This window comes from Nocardioides islandensis (assembly GCF_015352455.1).
Classification (GTDB): domain Bacteria; phylum Actinomycetota; class Actinomycetes; order Propionibacteriales; family Nocardioidaceae; genus Nocardioides; species Nocardioides islandensis.
Window position 1 is genome coordinate 101,637 of record NZ_JADKPN010000014.1, and the last position, 19,396, is coordinate 121,032.

The following is a 19,396-nucleotide window of genomic DNA, read 5'->3' on the forward strand; positions in this document are numbered from 1 at the left end:
TCAGGCCACGCGGTCCGTCGGGGGCGCGACGTTGTCGAGGAGGCGGGTGATGACGGTCTCGACCGTGACGCCGCTGAACTGCGCCTCGGCGTCGAGCAGGAGGCGGTGGCAGAGCACCGGCTCGGCCAGCTCCTTCACGTCGTCGGGCACGACGTGGTCGCGCGCGTCGGCAGCCGCCCACGTCTTGGCCACCCGGACCAGGGCGAGACAGCCGCGGGCCGACAGGCCGAGCCGCACGTGCGGCTGGCGACGCGACTCCTCCGCGAGCTCGGCGACGTACGTGAGGACCGCCGGGTCGACGTACACGTCGTCGGCCAGGCCCGACATCTGCCCGATCGTCGCCGAGGTGATGACCGGGGTGACCAGGGAGGCCCGGTCGCGGATCTTGGCGTTCACCAGCAGCTCGACGGTCGCGGCGCGGTCGGGGTACCCGACGGCGGTCTTCATCAGGAACCGGTCCAGCTGCGCCTCCGGGAGCCGGTAGGTGCCGGCCTGCTCGATGGGGTTCTGGGTGGCGATGACCAGGAACGGCCGGCCGACGGGGTGCGCGACGCCGTCGACGGTGACGCGGTTCTCCTCCATCACCTCCAGCAGTGCGGACTGGGTCTTGGGCGAGGCGCGGTTGATCTCGTCGGCCAGCACGATGGTGTGGAAGATCGGGCCCTGGTGGAACTCGAAGGTGCCCTTGTGCTGGTCGTACACCGTCACGCCGGTCACGTCGGACGGCAGCAGGTCGGGGGTGAACTGGATGCGCGCGTGGCTGCCCTGGATGGTGTTGGCCAGGGCGCGCGCCAGCATCGTCTTGCCGGTGCCCGGGTAGTCCTCGAGCAGGATGTGGCCCTCGGACAGCAGGCAGGTCAGTGCCAGCCGCACGACCCGGCGCTTGCCGAGCACGGCCTGTTCCATGTTGTCGGTCAGCTGGTCGAAGGTCTGCTTGAACCAGGCTGCCTGCTGCTGGGAGATGGTCATCGGTGTCCTTGTCGTCGTCGTCGGGGACGGTCGTCGGGGCTAGGTCGTGGGCCAGGTGAAGTCTGCGGTGGCGACGCCGGCGCCGCCCGGCTGCTCGCAGTACACGTGGACGTTGCCGCCCGGCACGCCGAAGTAGAAGCGGGAGTCGAAGTCGGTGTTCGGTGACACGCCCTGGCCGGGCTGGTGGTCGTTGACGATGCAGTAGACGGGCTGACCGGCGTCCCAGTTGCCGAGCGAGATGTGCACGAAGCCGCAGGAGACGTCGATGCAGTTGTTGGGGTCGCCGTCGGTACCGAGGGTGCGGCACGGCTGCTTGCCGGTCGACGAGTCGTCGCTGCACAGCGCTCCGCGGCTGACCACGATCACCGGCGGCGGCGGCGGGTCGGTGACGGCCGCGTTGGTCGCCGAGACCGGGCCGCGCGCCGGCGAGCCGTCGGCCAGGGTGACGGTGACGTTCTCGGTCTGCTTGTAGCCGAGGTCGATCGGTTGGGTGGTGAAGGACGAGACGCCGACCGGCACCGCGAACTGCTCGGCCCGGCCGCGGTCGCTGGTCACCGTCAGGGTGGCCGGGTCGCCGTTGCTGTCGACCTCGATCGTCCAGGAGATCTTGGTGACGTCGATGTTCGGCGTGATGCTGTGGATGTTGCCCTGGACCAGCGGCCCGTAGGTCTGGACGTTCTGCGTCGAGGACTGGCTGCAGGCGCCCTTCTCGTTGCAGACCTCGAGCATCACCGTGTGCGGGCCGAGGTTGTTCGGCACGTCGAACGTCGCCTCCGCGGACCCGATGGCCGCCAGGGACTGGACCTTGGCACCGTCGGCGTACACGTAGACGCGGGACTCGGAGCCGCGGGTCGCCGGCACCGTGAAGGTCGCATGGGCCTGGTTGTTGTTGCCGGTCGCCTCGACGTCCCACGAGCCCCAGGCCGCGGGCTTGCCGACGGCCTTCCACTGCGCGGCCGGCCCCATCGCGGACAGCACGCCGCCGGACTTGCCGTCCTTGTTGATGGCCTGGACGGTGTAGCTGTAGGTCTGACCCTCGTAGTCGATGTTGGCGTTGTCGCACCCGGTCGTCTGGATCTTGGTGCAGGTGGCCAACGCGCTGCCGTCGCGGTAGACGGTGTAGCGGACCGGCCCCGGACCGTTGGGGTCCACGGGATCCCAGCTCAGCGACACCGCGCCCTGCGAGCCGGGGCTCTCCTGGTCGGTGATCGTGGGCGCGCGCGGCTGACCGGGCGGGCCGATGGGCTGGAACGGCGCCGACGTCAGGGCGCCGCCGGGGATGAAGCCGTTGAGCGGCGTGATCGTGAACGTGTAGCGCAGGTGGTTGTCGAGGCCGGTGGCGGTGTAGTTCGAGACGTACGCCGTGTCCTGGCCGCCGGCCCACTTCACGCGGTAGCTGATCTCGGCGCCGCCCTTGGTCTTCACCGGCTGCCAGGAGATGTGCAGCAGACCGTCGCCGGCCTCGACCAGCTTGATCCTGCCGACCAGGTCGATCGGGTCGTCCGGCATCGCGCCGACCGACGTGCCGCTCCAGTCGGAGAACCCGACGGCGTTGTGCGCGCGGACGCGGAACCGGTACGTCGTGCCGTTCTGGAGGCCGAGGATCGTGCACGAGGCGCCCCGGCAGCGCATCGCGTGGCCGAACTGGTCGGCCACCTCGTAGAAGTCGATGGGTGAGCCGTTGGACTCCGCCGGCCGCCAGTCGAGGCTGACCCTCGAGTCGAGCACCTCCTTGCCCGGGACGGGTGTGCCGGGCACCGACGGCGGGCCGAGCACGTCGAGGGAGATGCGCCCCTGCACGAGACGCCCCGGCGCGGAGTCACCGGCCACGTCGCTCATCACCACGCGGAACTCGGCATGGCCGTGCACCTTCGCCCCGGTCGTGATGGTGACCGACGAGCCCTGGTGGGAGATGCGCACGTCGAGGCCGGTGAGCTGGTCGGCGCTGACGACGGTCGGCACCGGGTCCTGCACGCCGGGGGTGAGGTACTGCGCCAGGTCGATGGTCTGGGACTCCCCGGCCCGCAACGTCGAGACGCGGATCGGTGCCAGGGAGGGCGGTGGCGTCGGGATCACGCGGATGTTGATGCGACCCGGCGCGCTGTTGTCGGCCGCGACCCGGAGCGTGCCGGTGTCGCCCGGCGACGAGGCGCCGGAAGCGGTCACCTGGACCACGCCGTTGGCGTCGGGGGTCCCCGCGGTGAGGCCGGCCGCGGAGCCCTGGTCGAGGTCGGCGGACCAGGTGAGGCCGTCGACCTGGTCCGGCTCCGCGGTGAACACGTGGCACACGGCCGCGGTGTCGATCCGGACGGAGCCACCCTGGGGCACCTCGAGCGGGTCCTCGGGGCAGCGCAGGATCGGCCGGGTCTCCCCCACCTGGACGGGCACCGACAAGGTGGCCCTGATGCCGTCCGGGTCGTCGACGGACCGGCCCGTCGTGACCTCGAAGACGACCGCACCCGGCCCGGCGTACCGCTTGCCGGCGGAGACGCGGAAGGTGTCGTTGCCGGTCACCTCGGCCTGCACGCTCGACCTCGGCGAGGCCCAGATCCGGCTCTTGAGGGTGAAGGACACCGGTCCGCCCGCGGGGTCGACCACGTAGTCGGACAGGTCGGCGTCGACCTTCTTGCCGGGGTCGACCTCGATGCCCGCGCCCTGCTTGACGAACGGCATGCCGGAACTCGCGGCCGGGACGTACAACGAGCCGGTCGCGGCCCCGCCGTCGGCGTCCTCGACCCGGAACGGCACGACCATGGGCTGCTCGGCCCGCTCGATGGTGATCTCGCCGCCGTTGACGCTGGTGGCGATGCCGGCCGGCGCGTAGACCTGGGCCACGCGGAGGTCGTCGAACGGGCCGTCGGGGTCGTAGGCGCCGCTGGTCGACCCGGTGGTCGCCCCGTCGACGACCGAGCCCGCCGACAGGACGTCCGCGGTGATGCTCGCGCCGTCGCCCACCGCGCCGAAGGCGTCGGAGACGACCGGCGGGTTGTTGTAGCCCTTCGCCGTGCGCAGGGTGACCGTCGACTGCGAGCTGTCGAGCCCGTCGTTGATCCGGTAGACGACCTGGAGGCTGCGGCCGTCGACGGTCGAGGGCGCCTGGAGCTCCATCGGCCCGGTGCCGGACCGCAGGCGAACCCCGGGCGGCGGGTCGACGAGGGACACGGTGACCCGGCTGCCCGCGGCCACCAGGTCGTTGGCGAGCACGTCCACGACGGCCGTGCGGCCCGGCGCGACGGTGATCTGGTCGGGGACGGCCAGCGGCGGCTGCGGCGGGCCGGGCGGGGTCACCGAGACGCGGGCCGTGCCGGTGGACGTGGCGCCGAACGTGTCGGTGAGGGTGTAGGTGAACTCGTCGGTGCCCACCTGCCCGGGGTAGGCGGCGTACTCGATCGAGTTCGCGCCGATCCGGGTCACCCGACCCAGCGCGGGGGCCGAGTCGAGGCCGAGCAGCGTCACGGCGTCGCCGTCCGGGTCCACGCCGTACCCGGGCAGGCGCAGCTTGACGGAGTCGCCGGACACCGTGCGGCCCTCGAGCACGGGAGGTTCGGGGGGCTGGTTGTCGCGGACCCGCAGCGGCAGCACCGTCACCCGTACCTTGCCGGTCGCGGTGTCGCCCTGCTCGTTGGCGGCCTGGTAGCGGATGGTGACCCGCTTGGTGCCGGCGACGTCCGGCGCGACGTACCGGACGGCACGGCCCGTGACGTACGCCGAGCCGAGGTCGCCCTGGGGCGCTCCGATCGGCTGGACGTCCAGGCTGCCGGGCTGGTCGGCGAGCCCCTCGGTGACCAGGGACAGCGTGCCGCCGGACGGGCTGAAGTCGTTGTCGAGAACCGGGATCGACTGGGAGGTCCCGGCGCGCACCGTCACCTCGTCGTTCTGGGTGACCGGCGTGTTGTCCTCGGGCAGGGGCCGCTGGCTGACGACGACCTGCCCGGTGATGCCGGACGTGCGGCCGTTGCTGATCGTGTAGCGGACCAGCTGCGGGTTCGGGGTCAGCGCGCCCTGTCGCGCCGACACGCGCAGCCAGCGCCCGGCGACCACGGCCACGTCGAGCTGGTTGGCGTTGACGGCCTCGGCGCGCTGCACCGACAGCAGACCGCCACCCGGGTCGACGTCGTTGGCCAGCACGTCGACGAGCGAGCCGGCCTGCCCGAACAGCGTCACGGTGTCGGGCACGGCCACCGGTGGCAGCGGCGGGTTCTCCGGCGCGCGCACGTCGACGCGGATCTTCCCGGTCGCGGTCTCGGCCGTGCCATAGGCGGCCTGGTAGTCGAGGAAGTACGTCTGCGCGGTCGTGGAGCGGAGCGTCACGGTGCCCTTGACCAGGTTCGTCGTGACCTCGGCGCCGGGCACCTGGGCGACCTTGCCCGCCAGCGCCAGCACGGCGTCCGGGTTGGCCGGGTCGGCGCCAGGCAGGTCGTTGGCCAGCGGGCTGATCACCACGGGCTCGCCGGTCTCGCCGGAGATCACGTCGGGCTCGGCGGTCGGGGCGACGCCGTCCAGGTCGTTGGGGTCCTGGACGCGGAACGCCAGGCTCTCGGCCACCGGTGCGCCGAGGCCGTCGGTGACGTCGTAGTCGACCTTGACCAGGCCGCCCTGCGCCGGCGCGTGGAAGCGCACCGCTCCGGCGCCGGTGACCCGTGCGTCCGCGCCGGTGCCGGAGCCGGACTCGGGCTGCGCGGACACCGTCGACACGGGGTCGCCGTCGGCGGGGTCGCGCCAGTCGGAGAGGACGGGTACGTCGATGGTGCCGCTGGCCGGCACCGTCCAGACGCGGGGCTCGAACCCGTTGCGGAGCTCCGGCTCGGAGTTCTGCGCGCCCGCGGCGGTGATGCCGACGCGCACGGTGGCGTGCGCCGAGACCGACTGCCGGCCGTCGTCGATGAAGTACTCGAAGCTGGTGCCGCCCACCGCGTCGCCGGGCAGCGTGATCTGCACCGTCTGACCGTCGGGGCTGATCGCCAGCTGCCCGGTCGCACCACCCACCTGACGCACCGAGCGGATCGCCAGCAGCCGGCCCGACGGGGCGGTGTCGTTGTCGAGCGGGTGCAGGATCGTGGTCCGGCCGGGCCGGGCGCCGAGGTCGTCGTCCTTGGCCTTGGGCGGACGGCGGTCGCCCTGGTCCTGCTTGTTCTCGTCGTCGTCGTCGTTCTTGTCCTGGGACTTCAGGTGGAAGGCGTCCCAGTTGTCGAGCTGGGTGGGCTCGTCGGAGTCGACGTCCCAGACGTGCCCGCTCGCGCGGTCGTTCAGCACGATCTGGCCACGGTTGACGCGGAAGACCAGGTCGGAGGTCTGCGCGTCCAACGCCTGCGGCACGCCCTCGATCTGCCCGCTCGAGGACCCGCAGGCCGTGACCACGGCCCCGGTGCCGCCCGCCCACGCGCCGTACACGCAGTCGCCGAGGCGCACGGGGTTCGCCGGCTCGCCACCGACCCCCTGATTGCCATTGCCGGCCACCGGAGTGACTGTGCTGATGTGGCCGCTCGCGAGGTCGACGGCCAGTAGGCCGTCGCGCGCGCCCACGAGCACCGACGAGGCGCTCGGGCCGGGCTGCTGGAGCACCGAACCCTTCGGCACCTCGGCCTCGGCGCCGCCCATGACGACCAGGCGGCCGCTCGCGGAGTCGAGGACGACGGGGACGGCGCCCACCGCGGTGAGCGCGATCGCGTCGCTGAACGGGTCGCCGGGAAGCCGCTCGGTCGTCGGCGTGCCGAAGTCGATGTGGCCCGACTGGTGCAGCGTGAGGAGCTCGTCGGAGGTCGCGGACGCGGCGAACACCGTGCCGTCGAGCGCGACGGCCAGCGCGGCGTCCTTGCCGACCGTGGCGACCGGGTCGGTCTGGTTGGCGAGCGATCCGACCGCGGGGATGCCGACGGCGGGGTCCTCGCGCGTCGCCCAGAGCTTGCCGGTCACGGAGTCGAGGACCGCGAGGCTGCCGCCCGCCATCCCGACCGCCGGGCTGCCCGGGATCGCGGCCTCCTGGTCGTCGGCCGCCTTCATCTGCGCCGGGTCGAGCGGCAGCACCACGCCGTCGGTCAGGTCGACGCCGACGACCGACGAGCCGTCCTGGACCACGTCCAGGTTCGAGTCGATCCTCGAGAACACGGTGCCGTCCAGCTCGCCGATGGGCTTGTTGATCCGGCCGTACGAGCCGTCCTTCTTGCTGGTGACCCAGATGCCGCCGTCGTTCAGCTCGGCCTGGTGGGACTGGTAGCCGTCGGCCTGCACGGCGTACGTCACGACGCCTCCGACGGCGACGGCGAGTGCAGCCCAGGACGCCACCGCCGCGCGGCGGCGCTGCAGCTGACCCCCGAACGGCACGCTGGCTTCCCTTCACCGGACTGCGCCCCTAGGAGGCCCAGCGGCACTGGTCAGTGACTCTAGGCAGCGTGGGGGCTCGAACAAAACTACGAACAAACTTGCGCCGAGTTGGGCCCGATCGTGGGCATCGGGCCCTCCCTGCATGACAATGGTGACCCACGAGCACCCTGGGCAAACGGAAAGGGCCGATCTCGGTGACGCAATGGTGACGCCGGACGTCTGGTACGTCGCGGGCGACGGCCTCCTCGTCGGTGCGGACCGACGCTGGCTGCTGCTCGGCGACACCCCCGACGACGCCTTCGTCACGAGTCTCTGGGAGACCATCACCGGGTCCGGCGTCGACCGGGTGCTGGGCCTGCTGGAGAGCCACTACGGCGGCGACCTGCCGTCCCTGGCGATGACCGGCTCGGGCCGTGAGATCACCCGGGGCAAGGGCGAGGTCACCACCGACCGGGTCGGCGTGATGCTCAGCCTCGGCTCCGGATCGGCCGTGTCCGGCAAGCGCCGGCCCTTCCGCGGCGGCGTGGTCGGGGCGGCCCTGGTCGAGATCCCGGCCGACGTGCCGGCGGCCCGCGACGAGGGTCGCGGGCTCATCGACGGCATCCCGCAGGAGGTCCTCGACTCCGTCGGACCGGACGTCCCGATCCGGGCCCGCCTGACCACCTCCGCGGAGCCGGCGTCCCCAGGCCCGACGGGACCGGTGGCCCGCGAGGCCGAGCAGCCGTCCGCCAGGCACGCGGCGGAGCCCGACGACCTCCACCAGACCGGGCACCGCCTCGAGCCCGTCGACGCCGCCGTCACCGGCCCGATCGGGCTGACCCGGGAGCCGCCGGAACCCATGACCGGTTCAGCCACCGCCGCCGGCGGCGACCGTGGCCAGACGGTCGTCCGCTCCCGCAGCGAGGGACCGCCGGTGCCGGTGCCCGAGCCTGAGTTCGAGCTGCTGCGCGAGCACACCCACGAGACCGTCATGGCGACGTACTGCCCGCAGGGCCACGTCAACCCGCCGTACGCCCCCACGTGCCGGGTCTGCTCGCAGCCCATCGCCCGCCAGGACCCGATGCGCGCGCCACGTCCGCTGCTCGGCCGGCTCCGGCTGCCGACCGGCGAGACGGTGCCGTTCGACCGCGGCGTGGTCCTGGGCCGCAAGCCGGTCCCGGTCAACCCGCACGCCCCGCTCCCCCACCTCGTGGCGGTGCCGCAGGAGGCCGGGTTCGTCTCGCGCATGCACCTCCAGATCGAGCTCGACGGGTGGCTGGTGATCTGCCGCGACCTCGGCTCGCGCGGGGGCACGACGCTGACCATGCCCGGCCGGCCGCCCGAGCGACTGAGGCCGATGGAGCCGCACGTGCTGGAGCCGGGGTGCCGGGTGTCGCTGGCCGACCAGTACGAAGTCGCCTACGAAGTCGTGCCGTAGGAACTGCCGGTGACCGCTCCGACGATTCCGGGCTTCACCTACATCCAGCACATCGGCCAGGGCGGCTTCGCCGACGTCTTCCTCTACGAGCAGCAGTGGCCGCGGCAACGGGTGGCCGTCAAGGTGGTCCGGCCCGACCTCCCGCTCACCGAGCGCGAGAAGCAGATGTTCACCGCGGAGGCCGACGCGATGGCGCGGCTGGCCGACCACCCCTACATCGTCTCGGTGATCGGGGCCGGGACGACGTCCCCGCAGGAGGGCTCCCGGCCCTACCTGGTCATGCGGTACTGCCCGCCGCCGGACCTCGGCCAGCGGGTGCAGGTCAAGCCGATGGCGGTCAGCGAGGCGATCGCCACCGGGATCAAGCTGGCCAGCGCGATCGAGACCGCGCACCGCTCGGGCATCCTGCACCGCGACATCAAGCCGTCCAACGTGCTCGTCACGACGTACTCCGAGCCCGCGCTGACCGACTTCGGCATCGCCGGCCGGATGCACGAGGTGGAGGCCGACAACGACGTGCGGATCAGCTATCCCTGGTCCCCGCCCGAGCTGCTCGACGGGCGGTCCAACGGGTCGGTCGCCTCCGACGTGTACTCCCTCGGCGCGACGATCTGGAACCTCCTCGTCGGCCGGTCGCCCTTCTCGATCCCGAGCGGCGACAACTCCTCGCGAGCCCTGACCGCTCGCATCCTGCACTCGACGCCGCCCAGGACCCAGCGGCCCGACGTCCCCGCGTCCCTCGACCTGCTGCTCCAGCAGTGCCTGGCGAAGGACCCGATGCACCGGCCCGCGAGCGCGCTCGAGCTCGCCCGGTCGCTGCAGCGGATCGAGTCGCAGGAGGGGTTCCCGCGCACGATGATCGCGGTGGAGACGGACCTGCCGGCCGTCCAGGACGTCGCCCCGACGGCCGGCGGGGACGCCACCGTCCTCAAGCCGGTGACGGTGATCTCCGGATCGTCTCCGCGGGTGGCCGTGGAGCCCCCGCCCTCCTCGTCGGCCCCGCCGTCCCCGTCCGCCGAGACCGAGCCGACCACGGGCGACCGGGCCCGGGTGATCTGGCTGTCCGGCCTGGCGGCGCTGCTGCTGGTCGTCGGTCTGGTGCTCTTCCTCACGGCCGGCGGCGACGACCCCACCTCGAGCCCCCCTCCGACGCCGACGGCGAGCACGCCCGACAGCATCGACCCGGGCGCGCCGGCCGATCCCCCGGTCGTCACCGGGCGGCGTACGGACGCGGGCGTGGTCTTCCGCTGGCAGGCGCCCGACGGCGACCAGCCGGGCGACAGCTACGAGTGGCGCCGGACCGACACGGGCGCGGGCCGGCGCACCACTGACCTCACGGTCACCGTCCGCGCCGCGGGCCGGGTGTGCGTCCAGGTCCGCCTGATCCGCAGCGGCTTCATCTCTCCCTGGGGCAACCAGTGCGTCGACTGACCGTCCTCGTGGCGCTGCTGGTGCTGCTCGCGCTGGTGCCCGGGCCGGCGTCCGCCTCTCCCGGGGACCGCATCCGGGACCTGCTCGAGCGCGTCGCGGTCACCGACACCGCGCCGTACCACCCGGGGTACGACCGCGACTGCGATCCCGGCGGGTGCGTCTTCGGCGAGGAGTGGACCGACGACAACGACACCCGGTTCGGGCACAACGGCTGCGACACCCGGCAGGACGTGCTGCTCCAGCAGATGCGCGACATCGAGCTGCGCTGGGGCTCGGAGTGCCGGATCTACCAGGCCCGGCTGAAGGACCCGTACACCGGGCGCAACCTCACCTGGAAGCGCGACGGGTACCGGATCCAGATCGACCACGTGTACCCGCTGTCGACGGCCTGGTACGCCGGCGCCTGGGCCTGGACCCAGCGCAAGCGCGTCCGCTTCGCCAACGACGTCGACCACGAGCTGCTCGCGGTCTGGGGCGCGGCCAACCAGGCCAAGGAGAACAGCACGCCCTCCGAGTGGCTGCCGCCGCGCACGGCGTACCACTGCCGGTACGTCCTGAGGTACCTCCAGGTCGCTCTTCGCTACGGCTTGTCGGTGACCGCCGCGGACGTGGCGACGATGCGGGACGTCGCCTCGCGCTGCTAGAGCGCCTCGCGCAGGGCCTCGGTGACCCGCTCGAGGTAGCCGCGGACCACGGCGCGCTCCTCGTCGCTGAGCCGGTCGTCGGTGTCGGCCAGCCGCGCCACCACCGGCCGCATCAGCTCCTCGACCTCCCGGCGCCCCGAGTCGGTGACCTCCACGCGGGTGCGCCGGCCGTCGTCGGGGTGCGGGCGGCGGCGTACGTGGCCGCGGGCGGCCAGCCGGTCCACCACACCGGAGCTCGCGGCCGAGGTGACGCCGAGCAGGTGGGACAGCTCGACCGGCCCGCGGGAGCCGCTCAGCAGGTGGCGCAGGGCCTGGAGCTCGGACGTGCTGAGGCCGGCCCTCCGCGCGACCGCCGGCTCCACCGTGGCCGCCACCTGGATCAGCGCATCCAGGGCGGCGGTCGTGGAGGTGGACGCCTCCTGCGGCACGTCGGTCGTCACCCGGTCGAACCTACCAACGCGGTGTGCCGGGACAGCGTCCTCAGGCGGCCAGCACCGCCCGGGCGGCGCGCTGGCCGGAGACGAGCGCTCCCTGGATGGAGGCGGTGTCGCGGTGGTCGCCGCAGACGAACACCCCGTCGCCGGCCTCGACGGGCCGGGTGAGCCGCAACGGCGGGGGCATGGCGGGCACGGCGTCGGGGATGACGTGGTGGGCCACGACCTCCCAGCCGTCGGTGGAGCAGCGGTAGAGGTCGGCCAGGTGCGCACGTACCTGCGGTTCGCCGGCCGAGCCGTCGGGCCGGGCCAGCAGGGTGGTGGCCTCGAGCAGGTGCCGGCCGGCGGGGGCGTACGACGGTGCAGCGGTCGTCACCGTGGCGGCGTTCCACACCGGGCCGGGCGGCGTATGGGTGCCGCGCGCATCCACGGCGAGCAGCGGCCGCGGGTCGGGCGGCTCCGGTACCGCGAACCACCAGGTCGTCAGCCCGTGCATCTCGGTGGCCGGCATGCCCGTCAGCCGCTCGGCCTCCCCGGTGCCCGTCGCGACCACGACGTGCCGGGCCGCGATCGGGCCGGCGTCGGTGTCCACGCCACCCGCGCGCACGCCGACGACCGAGGTGTCGAGGCGTACGTCGGCGAGCCCGGCGGCCAGCTGCTCGGGCAGCCGCCGCATACCGCCCTCCGGCAGACCCGGGCTCGCCAGGGCGAAGGACCGGAGCAGCAGCCGCACGAAGTTCGCCGACGTGGCGCCCTCGGGGTCGACGACCACGCCGGCCAGGAACCGCTCCAGGATGCGTCGCTCCTTGCCCGTCACCCCGAGCCGGTCCAGCGCCTCGGCCAGGGGCGCGTCGGGGGCGGTGGCCGACGACTGCGGCCGCACGAGGGCGGGCGTCATCCAGCGCACCAGGCCGACCAGGTCGCGTGCGTCGATCAGGCCGTCGCGCAGCGAGGACCAGGCCAGGTGCGGCGCCCGTCGTGGGTCGGCCAGCACCTTCAGCGAGCTCGTCGTGCGCACCAGGACGCCGGCGTCGAAGGCGCCGAGCCCGAGCGCGTCCACGTCGACCCAGCGGCGCACCGCCGGGTAGGACGGGTTGAGCACCTGGAAGCCGCAGTCCACGACGTACCCGTCGACGTCGTCGCTGGTGACCCTCCCGCCCACGTGGCCCGCGGCCTCGAGGACGACGACGTGCCGTCCGGCGTCTGCCAGCGCCCGGGCGCAGCGCAGCCCGGCCAGCCCGGCTCCCACGACCACGACATCGGCGTCCGTCACGGCTCGACCCTAGGAGAGCACCAGCGGCAGCAGGAAGAGCATGCCCAGCGACCAGGTCAGGTGGGTGATGGTCGGTCCGAGGATGCCGCCGGTGACCCGGCGCTGCAGGCCGACCACCAGGCCCAGGATCGCGGCGGCGAGCACGAGCAGCGGGATCCCGGCGGGCACCGTGACCAGGGTGTAGACGAGCGTGGTGACCAGGACGCCGTGCCGGCGACCGACGGCGGCGTACAGGGCCCCGCGGAAGTACAGCTCCTCGGCGATCCCGTTGACCGCCGTGATCAGCGCGACCAGCGGCAGCGACCCCACCTGGGCGTGGTCGAGCAGCTCGTCGACCGGCTCGCGCAGGAACGGGACGTGCGCGACCACCAGCGCACCGGCCAGGAAGAGGGCCAGCAGCAGCACGCCGAGGGCCAGCGACTGCACCACCGCTCGGCTGTCCGTGGTGCCGGTGCGGGTGTGGGCGCGACCGAGGTGCAGCGGGCCGGACACCAGCGCGCCGACGGCCCAGACGCAGGCGAGGGTGACCGTCGCGACGTAGAACAGCGAGTCGCCGGCCTCGATCCGCAGCGCCCACCCGAGGACCGCCGCCCCGACGACGAGCGTGATCCCGGCGACCCACCGCCGCCTGCGGAACGCCGAGTCACTCTCCTCGTGGTCGCGGGGCACGGGGACGACGAGCGCGGCGCGCACGAACGCCCGCACCTCGGCGACCGGGTCGATCACGGGTCGTTCCCCGTCACCGCGACGGCAATCGACTCGTCGTACCCGCGTGCACCTCCCGGCGGCGGGCCGACCAGCTCGTCGAGGTCGTGCTCGCGGCAGACCACCTCGTGCACGAGGCTCCCCACGAGGGGCCGGGCGAGGCCGGACGGGATCGGCGTGACGAGGCCGACCCACAGGCTCGCCAGCCCCGGCGTCAGGACCGGCACGGTGACCACGAAGCGCCGCCCCAGGCCGGCGACGTCCGCGAACCGGTGGATCATCTCGCGGTAGGTCAGCACGTCCGGGCCGCCCACGTCGAACGTCCGGTTGGTCTCCGGCGGCAGGTCCGCTGCCGCGGTCAGGTAGTGCAGCACGTCGCCGACCGCGATCGGCTGGATCCGGTTGTCGAGCCACCTCGGGGCGAGCATGACGGGCAGCCGACGGGTGAGGTGCCGCAGCATCTCGTACGACGCGGAGCCGGGCCCGACGATCACCGCGGCCTGGAGCACCGCGGCCGGCACCCCCGAACCCAGGAAGATCTCGCCGACCTCCACGCGCGACGCCAGGTGGGTGCTCAAGTCGTCCTGGTCGGGGTGCAGCCCGGACATGTAGACGATCCGGCCGACCCCGCGGTCCTCGGCCGCTCGCGCGAACGTCGTGGCCAGCTCGCGGTCGCGCTCGACGAAGCCGGGGCGGCCGTCCATCGAGTGCAGGAGGTAGTAGGCGAGGTCGACGCCGTCCAGCGCGCCCTCGAGGACGTCGTACGACGACGCGTCACCCTCCACGACCTCCACCCGGTCGCGCCACTCGACGTCGCGCAGCTTGCCGGCGCTTCGTGTGAGCACGCGGATCCGGTGCCCGTCGTCGAGCAGGCGGGGCACGAGGCGCGAGCCGAGGTACCCGGTCACGCCCGTGACGAGGACCGTCCGCGCAGTGGTCGCCATCAGCTCGGGGCCGGGTCGCGCTTGGACTTGTCGGACATCAGGCTGGCCACGGCCGTGACGACCAGGGTCCCGAGGATGACGACCAGCGAGAGCCAGATCGGGATGTCCGGCGCCCAGCCGATGTGCTCACCGCCGTTGAGGAAGGGCAGCTCGTTCTCGTGCATGGCGTGCAGGATCAGCTTCACGCCGATGAAGAGCAGCAGGAACGCCAGCCCGTAGGAGAGGTAAACCAGCCGCTGCAGCAAGCCGCCGATGAGGAAGTACAGCTGCCGCAGGCCCATCAGCGCGAACACGTTGGCCGTCAGCACCAGGTAGGGCTCCTCGGTCAGCCCGTAGATCGCCGGGATGGAGTCGAGGGCGAAGAGCAGGTCGGTCATGCCGAGGGTGAGCACCACCATCGACATCGGGGTGAGCAGGCGAGAGCCGTTCTCCCTGATGAAGAACCTCACGCCGTTCCAGTCCTCGCTGACCGGCAGGTGCTTGCGCACCCAGCGGACCAGCCGCGGCTCGTCGTACCCCTGCTCGTCCTCGTGGCCCTCTCGCGCGAGGTTGACCGCGGTGATGACCAGGAACGCGCCGAACAGGTAGAAGACCCACGAGAAGTTGTTGATCGCCGCCGCGCCGACGGCGATGAAGATGCCGCGCATCACCAGCGCGAGCACGATGCCGATCATCAGCGCGGTCTGCTGGTACTCCCGCGGCACCGAGAACTTGCTCATGATGATGATGAAGATGAACAGGTTGTCGATCGAGAGGGAGTACTCCGTCAGCCACCCGGCGAAGAACTCCCCGCCGTAGCGGCTGCCGGCGGTCTGCCACACGCCGACGCCGAAGGCGACGGCCGCGCCGACGTAGAAGCTGAGTGCCCGCAGGCACTCCTTCATCGTCGGCTCGTGCGGGTTCCGGCGCATGTGCCAGACGTCGAAGATGAAGAAGACGATCGTGGCGCCGATCGTGACTTCCCAGATCCACGGGCTTACGTCCACGGGGTCGGTGGCTCCGATCTCGTTGCGGCGTCAGGACAGGACAGGTCTGGTCGAGTGATGCTCAACGGCCCCCGAATGGCACGCCCATGCCGGTCAGCCTGGCCTCTCCGCCGTCGACGGCGGTCAGCACCCAGGGGCCGTTACTGGTCAGCGTAAAGGTGTGCTCGAAATGCGCCGCCCGGCTGCCGTCGGCAGTGGCCACGGTCCAGTCGTCGTCCAGCAGCACCGTCTCGTGGCTGCCGAGCGTCACCATCGGCTCCACGGCCAGCGCCAGGCCCTCGACCAGCTTGGGGCCGCGGCCCGCGCGGCCCACGTTGGGGACGTTCGGCGGCTGGTGCATCGCGGTGCCGATGCCGTGCCCGACGTAGTCCTCGAGGATGCCGTAGGGCCCGACGCTCCGGACGTAGGACTCCACGCCGTGCGAGATGTCGGTGAGCCGGCCGCCCAGCTTGGCGGCGGCCATGCCGCGCCAGAGCGCCTCCTCGGTGACCTCCATCAGGCGGCGTACGTCGTCGTCGACGTCACCGACGGCGACGGTGATCGCGGCGTCACCGTGCCAGCCGTCGACGATCGCGCCGCAGTCGATGGAGATGACGTCGCCCTCCTCGAGCACCCGGTCGCCGGGGATGCCGTGCACCACCTCGTCGTTCGCCGACGCGCAGATCGTGGCCGGGAAGGGCGGGTGGCCGTAGCCCAGGAACGACGGCACGCCACCGTGGCTGCGGATGTTCTCCTCGGCCAGCCGGTCGAGCTCGCGGGTGGTGATGCCCGGCCGCACGGCGGCGCGCAGCAGCTCCAGGGTCTCCCCGACGAGCCGTCCGGCGACCCGCATCAGGTCGATCTGGTCACGGCTCTTGATCTCGATGCCGCGGTCGCGGAACGGCATCAGGACTCGGGGATCTGGTCCAGCGCCTCGAAGATGCGCTGGGTGACATCGTCGACCTCGCCGAGGCCGTCGACCTCGACCAGGATGCCGCGGTCGCGGTAGACGTCGATGAGCGGCGCCGTCTGGTCGGCGTACACCTCCTGGCGGCGCCGGATGACGTCCTCGGTGTCGTCGGCGCGGCCTTCGAGCTGGGCCCGCTGGAGGAGCCGCGACACGAGCACGTCGTCGTCGGCGGTCAGGCAGACGACGGCGTCCAGAGCGTGCCCGGTGAACTTGATCATCCCGTCGAGCTCCTCGACCTGCGCGAGGGTGCGGGGGTAGCCGTCGAGCAGGAACCCGGGCGCGGCGTCGGGCTCGTCGATCCGGTTGCGGACCATCTTGTTGGTGACCTCGTCGGGGACGTACTCACCGGCGTCCATGTAGCGCTGCGCCTCCTGGCCGAGCGGCGTGCCCTGCGAGACGTTGGCGCGGAAGATGTCGCCGGTCGAGATGGCCGGGATCTTGAAGTGGTCGGCGATGAACTTGGCCTGGGTGCCCTTGCCCGCACCGGGCGGGCCCATCAGCACCAGTCTCATGGCCGCGTGGTGGTCGAGCCGTCGCCGCGGCTGATGGTGGTCGAGCCGCCGCGAGGAACGAGCGGCGAGTCGAGACCCGACGTGTCGAGACCCGTCATCGGAGGAATCCTTCGTAGTTGCGCTGCTGCAGCTGGCTCTCGATCTGCTTCACCGTGTCCAGGGCGACGCCGACCATGATGAGGATCGACGTGCCGCCGAACGGGAAGTTCTGGTTGGCGTTGATGAGCACCAGCGCGATCAGCGGGATGAGCGCCACGAGCCCGAGGTACATCGCACCTGGGAACGTGATGCGGGACAAGACGTAGGACAGGTAGTCCTCGGTCGGCTTGCCCGCCCGGATCCCGGGGATGAAGCCGCCGTACTTCTTCATGTTGTCCGCCACCTCTTGAGGGTTGAAGGTGATCGAGACGTAGAAGTAGGTGAAGAAGACGATCAGGAGGAAGTAGGCGATCATGTACAGCGGGTGGTTGCCGCGCACGAAGTAGTCGTTGATCCAGCGCACCCAGGGCGCGGTCGAGGTCTGGTTGAACTGCACCGCCATCGCCGGCAGGTAGAGCAGCGACGAGGCGAAGATGACCGGGATGACGCCGGCCTGGTTGACCTTGAGCGGGATGTACGTCGAGGAGCCGCCGAACATCTTGCGGCCCACCATCCGGCGGGCGTACTGCACCGGGATGCGGCGCTGCGCCTGCTCGATGAAGATGACCGCCGCGATGATCGACAGACCGATGGCCACCACGACCCCGAAGACCCACCAGCCCTTCTCGGTCTTCACGTTCCACAGGGCCACCGGGAAGGTCGCCACGACCTGGGTGAAGATCAGGATCGACATGCCGTTGCCGACGCCGCGGTCGGTGATCAGCTCGCCGAGCCACATGATCACCGCGGTGCCGGCGGTCATGGTGATCACCATGACCAGGAAGGTCATCGTGCCGTTGTCGTGCAGCAGCGGCGCGGAGCAGCCCTGGAGCAGGTTGCCCGAGCGGGCCAGCGCCACGATGCCGGTCGCCTGGAGGATCGCCAGGCCCAGCGTGAGGTAGCGGGTGTACTGGGTGATCTTGGTCTGGCCGGCCTGGCCCTCCTTCTTGAGGGCCTCCAGCCGCGGGATCACCACGACGAGCAGCTGCAGGATGATCGAGGCCGTGATGTACGGCATGATCCCGAGCGCGAAGATGGTCAGCTGGAGCAGCGCTCCGCCGGAGAACAGGTTGATCAGGCTGTAGATGCCGGAGTTGCCGACGTCGTTCAGGCAGGACTGCACGTTGGCGACGTTGACGCCCGGAGCGGGCACCTGGGAGCCGAGCCGGAAGATCGCGATGATCATCAGGACGAACAGCAGCTTGCGCCGCAGGTCGGGCGTCCGGAATGCGTTGGCGAACGCGCTGAGCACGAAATCCTCTTTCTCCAGCAGGGCCGGTCCTTCAGGTCTCAGACGTACGACGACCGGCGGGTCCCGAAGACCTGCGGAAGCCTAACAGGCTCCCCACAGGGTCCCCGGGCCGCCGGTCGACGTACGAATGATGGCGTTCAGACCGTCGTGGCGGTGCCGCCAGCAGCCTCGATCTTCTGCTTCGCGGAGGCCGAGAACGCCTGGGCGCTGACCTGGACCTTGACGTTCAGGTCGCCCTGGCCGAGCACCTTGACGGGCTGTCCCTTGCGGACCAGACCCTTGGCCACGAGGTCGTCGACACCGATGGTGCCGCCGTCGGGGAAGGACTCCCCGATGCGCTCGAGGTTCACGACCTGGAACTCCACGCGGAACGGGTTCTTGAACCCCTTCAGCTTGGGCAGGCGCATGTGCAGCGGCAGCTGGCCGCCCTCGAAGTACGCCGGGATGTTGTTGCGGGCCTTCGAGCCCTTGGTGCCGCGGCCCGCGGTCTTGCCCTTGGACCCCTCACCGCGACCCACGCGGGTCTTGGGGGTCTTGGCGCCGGGAGCCGGACGCAGGTGGTGGAGCTTGAGCGTCATGTCAGTCGACCTCCTCGACCGTCACCAGGTGACGGACGGTGTGGACCATGCCCCGGATCTCCGGGCGGTCCTCCTTCACGACCACGTCGCCGATGCGCTTGAGCCCGAGCGAGCGCAGGGTCTCGCGCTGGTTCGCCTTGCGACCGATGGCCGACTTCTTCTGCTGGACCTTGATCTGGGCCATCAGCTCGTCACCCCCGCCGGCTCCTCGGCGCGCGCCTTGAGGAGCGCCGCCGGGGCGACGTCCTCGACGCGCAGGCCACGACGGGCCGCGACGGCCTCGGGCTGCTCGAGCATCCGCAGCGCCTCGACGGTCGCGTGCACGATGTTGATCTGGTTGGACGAGCCCAGCGACTTGCTGAGCACGTCGTGGATGCCGGCGCACTCCAGCACCGCGCGCACCGGGCCACCGGCGATCACGCCGGTACCGGGGGCGGCGGGACGCAGCAGCACGACGCCGGCGGCCTTCTCACCCTGGACGGGGTGCGGGATGGTGCCCTGGATGCGGGGGACCCGGAAGAACGCCTTCTTGGCCTCCTCGACACCCTTGGCGATCGCCGCGGGCACCTCCTTGGCCTTGCCGTAGCCGACGCCGACCATGCCGTCGCCGTCGCCCACGACCACGAGGGCGGTGAAGCTGAAGCGACGACCACCCTTCACGACCTTGGCGACGCGGTTGATGGCGACGACTCGCTCGACGTACGCCGTCTTGTCGGCGCCACCGCGACGGTCGTCGCGGCCGCCGCCGCGACGGTCTCCGCCTCGGTCGCCACCCGAACGCTGTCCGCGCTGGGGTCCGCTCATGTCAGTTCCTCTTCTCTCGTCTGCTTCGAAGGCGGGGCG

General features: G+C 71.8%; 16 protein-coding genes. 3 read left to right on the forward strand and 13 right to left on the reverse strand.

The window, feature by feature from the left end; translation table 11 throughout:
- Together ISU07_RS19420 and ISU07_RS19425 are read right to left on the reverse strand one after the other, a co-directional pair.
- Entirely contained in the window at positions 1 to 969 is a 969-nt protein-coding gene (locus ISU07_RS19420; RefSeq protein WP_194708489.1) for an AAA family ATPase, read from the reverse strand.
- Between the two features lie 39 nt (positions 970 to 1,008).
- The gene (locus ISU07_RS19425; RefSeq protein WP_194708490.1) at positions 1,009 to 7,290 is read right to left on the reverse strand and encodes an Ig-like domain-containing protein; all 6,282 of its coding nucleotides are present in this window, start codon (positions 7,288 to 7,290) and stop codon (positions 1,009 to 1,011) included.
- Positions 7,291 to 7,492: 202 nt separating this feature from the next.
- On the opposite strand from ISU07_RS19425, the gene ISU07_RS19430 reads away from it, so the two are divergent.
- Genes ISU07_RS19430 through ISU07_RS19440 form a run of 3 tightly spaced genes read left to right on the forward strand, consistent with a single transcriptional unit; the run spans position 7,493 to position 10,782 of the window.
- Positions 7,493 to 8,707, forward strand: a complete 1,215-nt coding sequence (locus ISU07_RS19430; RefSeq protein ID WP_194708491.1) for an FHA domain-containing protein — start codon at positions 7,493 to 7,495, stop codon at positions 8,705 to 8,707.
- A 9-nt stretch (positions 8,708 to 8,716) separates the two neighbouring features.
- Positions 8,717 to 10,138, forward strand: a complete 1,422-nt coding sequence (locus ISU07_RS19435; RefSeq protein ID WP_323742715.1) for a serine/threonine-protein kinase — start codon at positions 8,717 to 8,719, stop codon at positions 10,136 to 10,138.
- On the forward strand, positions 10,126 to 10,782 hold the full coding sequence (locus tag ISU07_RS19440; protein ID WP_323742716.1) for an HNH endonuclease family protein: 657 nt from the start codon (positions 10,126 to 10,128) through the stop codon (positions 10,780 to 10,782). Before ISU07_RS19435 ends, ISU07_RS19440 begins: the two co-directional genes overlap by 13 nt.
- On the opposite strand, the gene ISU07_RS19445 is transcribed toward ISU07_RS19440, so the two are convergent.
- The 11 genes from ISU07_RS19445 to rpsE all read right to left on the reverse strand — a co-directional run bounded on the left by ISU07_RS19445 (position 10,779) and on the right by rpsE (position 19,357).
- Entirely contained in the window at positions 10,779 to 11,222 is a 444-nt protein-coding gene (locus ISU07_RS19445; protein ID WP_194708492.1) for a MarR family winged helix-turn-helix transcriptional regulator, read from the reverse strand. The genes ISU07_RS19440 and ISU07_RS19445 overlap by 4 nt on opposite strands.
- A 40-nt stretch (positions 11,223 to 11,262) precedes the next feature.
- Positions 11,263 to 12,489: an NAD(P)/FAD-dependent oxidoreductase gene (locus ISU07_RS19450; RefSeq protein WP_194708493.1), complete on the reverse strand. Its 1,227-nt coding sequence runs from the start codon at positions 12,487 to 12,489 to the stop codon at positions 11,263 to 11,265.
- A gap of 9 nt (positions 12,490 to 12,498) precedes the next feature.
- Positions 12,499 to 13,215: a CPBP family intramembrane glutamic endopeptidase gene (locus ISU07_RS24930; protein ID WP_194708494.1), complete on the reverse strand. Its 717-nt coding sequence runs from the start codon at positions 13,213 to 13,215 to the stop codon at positions 12,499 to 12,501.
- The gene (locus ISU07_RS19460; RefSeq protein WP_194708495.1) at positions 13,212 to 14,138 is read right to left on the reverse strand and encodes an NAD(P)H-binding protein; all 927 of its coding nucleotides are present in this window, start codon (positions 14,136 to 14,138) and stop codon (positions 13,212 to 13,214) included. The genes ISU07_RS24930 and ISU07_RS19460 overlap by 4 nt, the downstream gene beginning before the upstream one ends.
- Positions 14,138 to 15,124 carry a TerC family protein gene (locus ISU07_RS19465; RefSeq protein WP_194708496.1) on the reverse strand — a complete coding sequence of 329 codons (987 nt, stop codon included), beginning with the start codon at positions 15,122 to 15,124 and terminating at the stop codon, positions 14,138 to 14,140. Before ISU07_RS19465 ends, ISU07_RS19460 begins: the two co-directional genes overlap by 1 nt.
- Positions 15,125 to 15,185: 61 nt before the next feature.
- On the reverse strand, positions 15,186 to 16,010 hold the full coding sequence (gene map / locus ISU07_RS19470; protein ID WP_194708497.1) for a type I methionyl aminopeptidase: 825 nt from the start codon (positions 16,008 to 16,010) through the stop codon (positions 15,186 to 15,188).
- On the reverse strand, positions 16,010 to 16,585 hold the full coding sequence (locus ISU07_RS19475; protein WP_194708498.1) for an adenylate kinase: 576 nt from the start codon (positions 16,583 to 16,585) through the stop codon (positions 16,010 to 16,012). Before ISU07_RS19475 ends, map begins: the two co-directional genes overlap by 1 nt.
- A gap of 94 nt (positions 16,586 to 16,679) precedes the next feature.
- Positions 16,680 to 17,975, reverse strand: a complete 1,296-nt coding sequence (gene secY / locus ISU07_RS19480) for a preprotein translocase subunit SecY (protein ID WP_194708499.1) — start codon at positions 17,973 to 17,975, stop codon at positions 16,680 to 16,682.
- A gap of 137 nt (positions 17,976 to 18,112) precedes the next feature.
- The gene (rplO, locus tag ISU07_RS19485) at positions 18,113 to 18,553 is read right to left on the reverse strand and encodes a 50S ribosomal protein L15 (protein ID WP_194708500.1); all 441 of its coding nucleotides are present in this window, start codon (positions 18,551 to 18,553) and stop codon (positions 18,113 to 18,115) included.
- A gap of 1 nt (position 18,554) precedes the next feature.
- A complete protein-coding gene (rpmD, locus tag ISU07_RS19490) occupies positions 18,555 to 18,737 on the reverse strand; it encodes a 50S ribosomal protein L30 (protein WP_194708501.1) in 183 nt (60 codons plus the stop codon).
- On the reverse strand, positions 18,737 to 19,357 hold the full coding sequence (gene rpsE, locus ISU07_RS19495) for a 30S ribosomal protein S5 (RefSeq protein WP_194708502.1): 621 nt from the start codon (positions 19,355 to 19,357) through the stop codon (positions 18,737 to 18,739). The genes rpmD and rpsE overlap by 1 nt, the downstream gene beginning before the upstream one ends.
- Positions 19,358 to 19,396 lie beyond the last annotated feature (39 nt).

Excerpts from the sequence above, each read along its gene's own strand:
- ISU07_RS19460 (WP_194708495.1), bottom strand. The coding sequence starts at position 14,138 with ATGGCGACCACTGCGCGGACGGTCCTCGTCACGGGCGTGACCGGGTAC.
- rpmD (WP_194708501.1), bottom strand. The coding sequence starts at position 18,737 with ATGGCCCAGATCAAGGTCCAGCAGAAGAAGTCGGCCATCGGTCGCAAG.
- ISU07_RS19475 (WP_194708498.1), bottom strand. The coding sequence starts at position 16,585 with ATGAGACTGGTGCTGATGGGCCCGCCCGGTGCGGGCAAGGGCACCCAG.
- ISU07_RS19430 (WP_194708491.1), top strand. The coding sequence starts at position 7,493 with ATGGTGACGCCGGACGTCTGGTACGTCGCGGGCGACGGCCTCCTCGTC.
- map (WP_194708497.1), bottom strand. The coding sequence starts at position 16,010 with ATGCCGTTCCGCGACCGCGGCATCGAGATCAAGAGCCGTGACCAGATC.
- ISU07_RS19420 (WP_194708489.1), bottom strand. The coding sequence starts at position 969 with ATGACCATCTCCCAGCAGCAGGCAGCCTGGTTCAAGCAGACCTTCGAC.
- rpsE (WP_194708502.1), bottom strand. The coding sequence starts at position 19,357 with ATGAGCGGACCCCAGCGCGGACAGCGTTCGGGTGGCGACCGAGGCGGA.
- rplO (WP_194708500.1), bottom strand. The coding sequence starts at position 18,553 with ATGACGCTCAAGCTCCACCACCTGCGTCCGGCTCCCGGCGCCAAGACC.